The following is a 5,948-nucleotide window of genomic DNA, read 5'->3' as shown; positions in this document are numbered from 1 at the left end:
CGCCCATCCGGTTTGCTGCTGGTGGTCAAGAGCAGATGGGTGGTAGGGGGTAACTGGGCCAGTGTGCGCTCCACTTCTTCCCACAGATCTTCCGAGCAATGGTGGGTGAGCGTCGTCTCTTCCAGCCAAACCAAGCGGGCGGTGGATCCCAGCGGCGGGGTCATGGCTTGGTTGAGCCCGGCAATCGTGGATTCCGGCGGCAGGCGATCGTAGTTGAAAGCAGCCCAGTGGGGATCCAGCACTTGGTCGCGCAACTGCTGCACCGCCTGCATCAGGCGATAGGTATCATCCCCCCAGTACAGGTAAACGGGCACGCTTCGACCGATTGATCCCCAATCTCCCAGCGGAGATCTCCATTTATTCACAATCTACTCAATAGCCAAATGCAGCCATGGCACGGGATCCACCGAATGGTTGTGGACAAATAGCCCCCAATGCAAGTGGGGCCCCGTAGCCGTTCCCGTAGCCCCAATGGCCCCAACCGGCTGGCCGGCTTCCACCCACTCTCCCTCTCGCACATCGATGCGGCTCAAATGCAGCAACAAGCTGGTCACTCCTTGGCCGTGATCGATGCCGATGGTATTCCCGTGAACGCGAAAGCCTTCCGATTCGTAGCCCACCAGCCTAACCCAACCGGCTGCGGGAGCCACCACCACTGCCCCCACAGGGCCTGCATAGTCAATACCGCGATGATAATAATCTTCCGCAAACTGGCCGTTGTAGTAGCGGCGCACCCCAAACGCAGTGGTAACCGGGCCTTGGGCTGGACGGTGAAAATACCCTTGCCAGTACTTCTCCGGGCTGATGTGCTGCCGAAAAGCCTCTACCTTAGTCCATTCCACCTCTGTGGCCCAGACGCTGGCCCCCGCCGGTAGGCGAATCCTTTGAACGGGGAACTCTCGCGGTTGCAAAGACAGTTGCAAGGGAGGTGGGATGGCATCTTGGATAAACCCTTGGATCTGAATCTGGCGAGCTCCAGGAGCATCCAAAGGGGTAGTGGGGATCAACGCCCGCCAACGGTTGGCCGCTATCTGGAAAGCTGGGTAGTGGGCTTGTGTGCCATCGGGATGGATTAGGCTGACCCTAGGCCAATCCCCAAGCAAAGTTTCCGGTGCGGCTGTGATTTGCACAGAAACGGTGTACCCCAAAAGGGGATCGGGAGGGCTCACCTGCACCTGGAGAGTACTGGCCTCAGCAGAGAGCGCTCCCAGACAGATCCCACAGCCCAAGCCCAAGATGATCTTTATCTCGGATCTTTGTCTCGACATTCATCCTCACCCCTTCCCACCTCATCCGTATTTTCCCCATACTTCATTTTGCGTAAGCCAGCTCACCTTGTCTAAGCGGTTTGGCTGGGATCCCTGCTCAACTTGGTGGAGGGAGTCAGTCCAAGTGAAGATACCGAGCCCAGCTTGACTCAAGTTGTTTAAGAATAGGTCAAGTACTCGCCCTGTCTGGCGAAAACAAAGGCATCTTTACATAACTTTCATAATCCAGAAGTCTCCGCAGCTCAAAAAGTTCTGTATTCCCACTGAAGAGGTTTCGTAGACCTTCTCCTACAGTTGAATTAGGAGCAGAGACTGCAGGGTTAAAGATTATGGATGGCATTGGCGAGTTTGAGTTTAAGGTGCAAATCTTAGCCCGTTGCATGGGATCCGCCCTGGGTCTGGGCCGTCCTACTCGTATTCAGATTCACTATTCCAACTCCAATTCCCAGAACGCAGTTAGAGCCAAGGAAGGTTGGTCTGGATCCCGCTTAGGCGATCAAATCCCTTCTCCTAATGCCGAAGGTGAAAGAGGATCTCAAGGTCAAGTGTTAGCCTGTGTTGCCTGAAGAATCTTTTGAGAATCGGTCTGTGGTAGGTCAGGAGATCTTCGATTGCGGCAATCCAACATTTGATTGAAGATTGAGATAGAGCTTTTTGTAGTTTTTCCTGCTGTTCTTCTTTGCTTTTTACAGAGACTTGTTCTTAAGATTGAAAACCCAACTTTGATAACTCTTCGATGCCTTTTCTTGTAGAGTCTTGTGAGTCAGCCGGTTCTTTGTTTTTGTTGAGGGGTACTTTGTCCGGCTGGCGCGATAAGAGGTTGCGCTCTTCTTCGTTGTCTCCTTGCCTCTGGGGATATAAGCTAGAACTTCGTCCCACCGACGCAATCGGAAGGTGACTTGGGGCGTATGAACTTGTGCCCAACAGGCTCCGGAGGGTTATGGAACGAGCAACGCAACGGTGGCACGGTTTTCTGCTGCGCGATTTTCCCATCAAGGCTTGGTGGCAGGGAAGCCTTTTGGGTCGTCTATTGGGATCCCTGCAAAGTTGGGGGAAGAGCAGCGTATTGGTTCAAACTTCCGACCGGATTGGCCTGGGGCTAGTGCTGCTCTACTGGATTTTCTCTGCACAAAGCTCCACCGGCATCCTGGGCCTGATTTTGCTGGCTATGGCTGCTCTGGTGGGCCTGTGCGCTTTGGTGGAAATGCCGATTGGGCTGCCGCTGCATCTGCCCCTGGGCCTTTTCTGGGGAATTGCCACCTTGGCAACGATTCTCTCTCCGGTTGCCTACGCAGCACGGGATGGCTGGCTGAAGTTGACTCTCTACCTGGCTGGTTATCTGTTGTTGCATCGTCTGCTGCGCAAACCCCAATTCCGAGATGGGATCGTTGGATCCCTGCTTTTGGTCAGCTTGGTGATGGGGGTCTACGGCCTGCGGCAATACTTTTATGGGGCAGCAGAACTGGCCACCTGGGTGGATCCGGAGTCGGGTTTGGCGGGTCTGACGCGGGTGTACAGCTATCTGCGCAATCCAAATCTGTATGGGGGCTACTTGATCCCGGTCATTCCTCTGGGGCTGGCCGCCACTTGGATTTGGCCCAGTTGGGGGGCGAAACTCCTGGCCGGGTTTACGACGGCGGTGAACCTGATTTGCCTGTTGCTCACCTACAGTCGTGGCGCCTGGATTGGGGGGCTGGCCACGCTCACCCTGATGGCCGTGCTGTTGGCGCAGTGGCATTCTGTCGATTTGCCAGCCCGCTGGCGGCGTTGGGCCTTGCCGGTCCTGTTGGGCGGAGGGGGGGCTGCTCTGTTGCTCGGGATCCTGACGGTACGCTCCCTGCGGCTGCGGGTGCAGAGCCTTTTTTGGGGGCGGTTGGATACCAGCAACAACTTTCGCCTCAATGTCTGGGCGGCGGTGCTGGAGATGATCCGCGACTTTCCCATCTTGGGGATCGGCCCCGGCAATGTTGCCTTTAACCGCGTCTATCCCCTCTACCAACGAGGCAACTTCAGCGCCCTTGGAGCCTATTCAGTGCCGCTGCAGCTCACCGTAGAGACTGGCTTCATCGGATCTTTAACTTTCGCCTGGTTTCTCTTGGTGCTCTGGGATCACGGCTGGAGATGCTGGAAAACTTTGCTCAACTTGCGGGATCCCCAGGGTCTGTGGGTGGCAGCAGGCTTGGCCGCTTGCACCGGCATGATGGCCCACGGCTTGGTGGATACCATCTGGTATCGTCCCCAGGTACAAATGCTGTGGTGGCTTGCGGTAGCGCTCATTACAGCCAGCTTGGCCTCTCTTAGCCCTCAGCCGCCCGTGGATGTTGGTGAGACCCCATCGGAGACTTCCTCCCGTTAAGGTAGCTTAAGCTTGGCCTTCCGGTCTTGACGGGAGCAAATCCAGAGTGGTAAGCATCTTCAGTAGGAGATAAAAATGTATCTGTTTTTACAATTTGCAGGTGTCAGTAGTGTTAGAAATTAGCGGAATTGTCCGGGGTGCAGGAGGCAAATGAAAAAAATCGAGGCCGTAATCCGGCCATTCAAGTTGGATGAGGTCAAAATTGCTTTGGTCAATGCCGGAATTGTCGGCATGACTGTAAGTGAAGTGCGGGGCTTTGGTCGCCAAAAGGGACAAACCGAGCGTTATCGGGGATCCGAGTACACGGTAGAGTTCCTACAAAAGCTGAAAGTGGAGATCGTGGTTGAAGATGACCTGGTGGATACGGTGGTGGAGAAGCTGATTGCAGCGGCTCGCACCGGCGAAATCGGGGATGGCAAGATTTTCATCAGCCCCGTCGAAAAAACCATCCGCATCCGCACTGGCGAACTCAACCAAGATGCCCTATGAGAAGGGATCACGTTCAGGGTTTGGGTTGCCCGGCCTGAGCCTCGTGTGAGTTTGCTTCATGTCTCTTTTGCTGTATATCTGATGAGGTGTTCTTGCCCTACTTTTCGGGTAATGTGTTGCGAGAAGTACTGTCACTTTAGGTGAGTCGAAAAGCATGAGTACAACAATGATCCAAAAGCTCAAGAGCCAGGTGCCCCAGTGGCTTTGGCGACCGGCCAAGTGGAGTCTGACTGCCGCTCTAATGGCTGCGCTGGTTTTTCTATTCGGCCAGGGAACTGCCTTTGCTCAAGAGGCCGAGGAAGTTCAGAAACACGCTGACGTTGTTTGGACGATCGTGGCAGCAGCCTTGGTGTTCTTCATGCAGGCGGGGTTCGCCATGGTAGAGACGGGCTTTACCCGCGCCAAGAACGCCGCCAACATCATGATGAAGAACTTGATGGACTTCTGCATGGGCTGTTGCGCCTTCTGGTTCATCGGGTTTGGCCTCATGTTCGGCAAAAGTACTGGCTTCTTCGGCACTGACTGGTTTGCTTTTGGCTGGCAGCAGGCTTACGAGGCAGATGGCTGGCCCTTTACTTTCTTTGTCTTCCAGATGGTGTTTGCCGCTACCGCCGCCACCATTGTTTCCGGAGCGATGGCAGAGCGCACCAAGTTCTTGGCCTACTTGATCTACTCCATCGTTATTTCTGGGCTAATCTACCCCATCTCTGGGGGTTGGGCCTGGAACGGGCTGTTCGGCGACTACAACGGCGGCACAGCCGGCTGGCTGGAAAATCTGGGCTACATCGACTACGCCGGGTCGGGGGTGGTGCATTTGGTAGGCGGCGCTGCGGCCTTGGCAGGTGCGATTGCGCTTGGCCCTCGCATTGGCAAGTACGGCCCCAATGGAGAGCCGCGGGCTATTCCCGGCCACAACCTGCCGCTGGGGATGTTGGGGGTGTTTATCCTCGCCTTGGGCTGGATCGGGTTTAATGCCGGTTCCACCACTGCAGCCTCTGTCGATATTGGCTGGATTGCCATGAATACGCTGCTGGCAGCTTCGGCTGGAGCAATTGGGGCGACGTTCACCTCTTGGGTTCATTTTGGCAAGCCGGATATGACCTTTGCCGCCAACGGTGTCCTGGCCGGCTTGGTGGGGATCACTGCCCCTTGCGATAGCGTCCATCCTTTGGGTGCTCTGATCATCGGCTCGGTGGCCGGGATTCTGGTGGTGATTTCGGTGGTGATCCTGGATACGGTGCTGAAAATTGATGACCCGGTGGGCGCGATTTCGGTACACGGCACCTGTGGTATCTGGGGGGTGTTGGCAGCAGGGATCCCCTTCTTTGCCAATGCCAACTATGCTGAAGAGGTCACCTGGGCCCAATTTGGGGTACAAGTGGTGGGCGCTCTGGCCTACTTCCTCTGGCCCTTTATTACCTGCTTGATCCTGTTCTTTATCCTCAAGGCTGTAACCGGCCTGCGCACCAGCGCCGAGGAAGAGATCGCCGGTTTGGATGTGGGCGAGCATGGCAACGTGGCCTACCCCGACTTCGTTACTGCTGCCACCGATTCGGAGCAATCTTGAGCCGTTGTGCTCGGTCTGACCTGGGGTTGCCGGATCGGAGCATTGCTGAACTGAGCATCAAATGAGCATCAAAAGGGAGGGTCAGGGCTGGCCCTCTCTTTTATGGCTTGCTGATGTATTTGGTGGCATTGGTGTAGGTGGTTACGGGTAGGAGGGGAGAAATAGCTCAAAATCGAGGTGTGGGACTTGGAATCGAGATGAAAAGTCAGATAGGTGAGACTGTTTTCTCTCGTCTTCGGCAGGGGATCCTTTTGGGTTTGAGGACAGG

General features: G+C 55.5%; 5 protein-coding genes. 3 read left to right on the top strand and 2 right to left on the bottom strand.

Annotated elements, in window-relative coordinates:
• Positions 1–314 (bottom strand): DNA polymerase III subunit delta (locus tag NW837_RS00150; protein WP_414328692.1); only part of this gene is annotated, 314 nt, incomplete at its 3' end.
• Between the two features lie 54 nt (positions 315–368).
• The gene (locus NW837_RS00145) at positions 369–1,268 is read right to left on the bottom strand and encodes a M23 family metallopeptidase (RefSeq protein ID WP_414328690.1); all 900 of its coding nucleotides are present in this window, start codon (positions 1,266–1,268) and stop codon (positions 369–371) included.
• A gap of 940 nt (positions 1,269–2,208) precedes the next feature.
• Here NW837_RS00145 and NW837_RS00140 point away from each other — a divergent pair.
• The 3 genes from NW837_RS00140 (at position 2,209) to NW837_RS00130 (ending at position 5,680) form a co-directional block, all read left to right on the top strand.
• The gene (locus tag NW837_RS00140) at positions 2,209–3,624 is read left to right on the top strand and encodes an IctB family putative bicarbonate transporter (protein WP_414328689.1); all 1,416 of its coding nucleotides are present in this window, start codon (positions 2,209–2,211) and stop codon (positions 3,622–3,624) included.
• A gap of 150 nt (positions 3,625–3,774) precedes the next feature.
• Positions 3,775–4,113, top strand: coding sequence for a P-II family nitrogen regulator (locus NW837_RS00135; protein WP_011430352.1), 339 nt, complete (start codon positions 3,775–3,777; stop codon positions 4,111–4,113).
• 154 nt (positions 4,114–4,267) lie between these two features.
• The gene (locus tag NW837_RS00130) at positions 4,268–5,680 is read left to right on the top strand and encodes an ammonium transporter (RefSeq protein ID WP_414328688.1); all 1,413 of its coding nucleotides are present in this window, start codon (positions 4,268–4,270) and stop codon (positions 5,678–5,680) included.
• Positions 5,681–5,948: the final 268 nt, after the last annotated feature.

This window comes from Synechococcus sp. R6-10, from assembly GCF_047461815.1.
Taxonomy (GTDB): Bacteria; Cyanobacteriota; Cyanobacteriia; order Thermostichales; family Thermostichaceae; genus Thermostichus.
The sequence above is the reverse complement of the archived record's forward strand: the minus strand, read 5'-3'. Positions and strand labels throughout refer to the sequence as shown.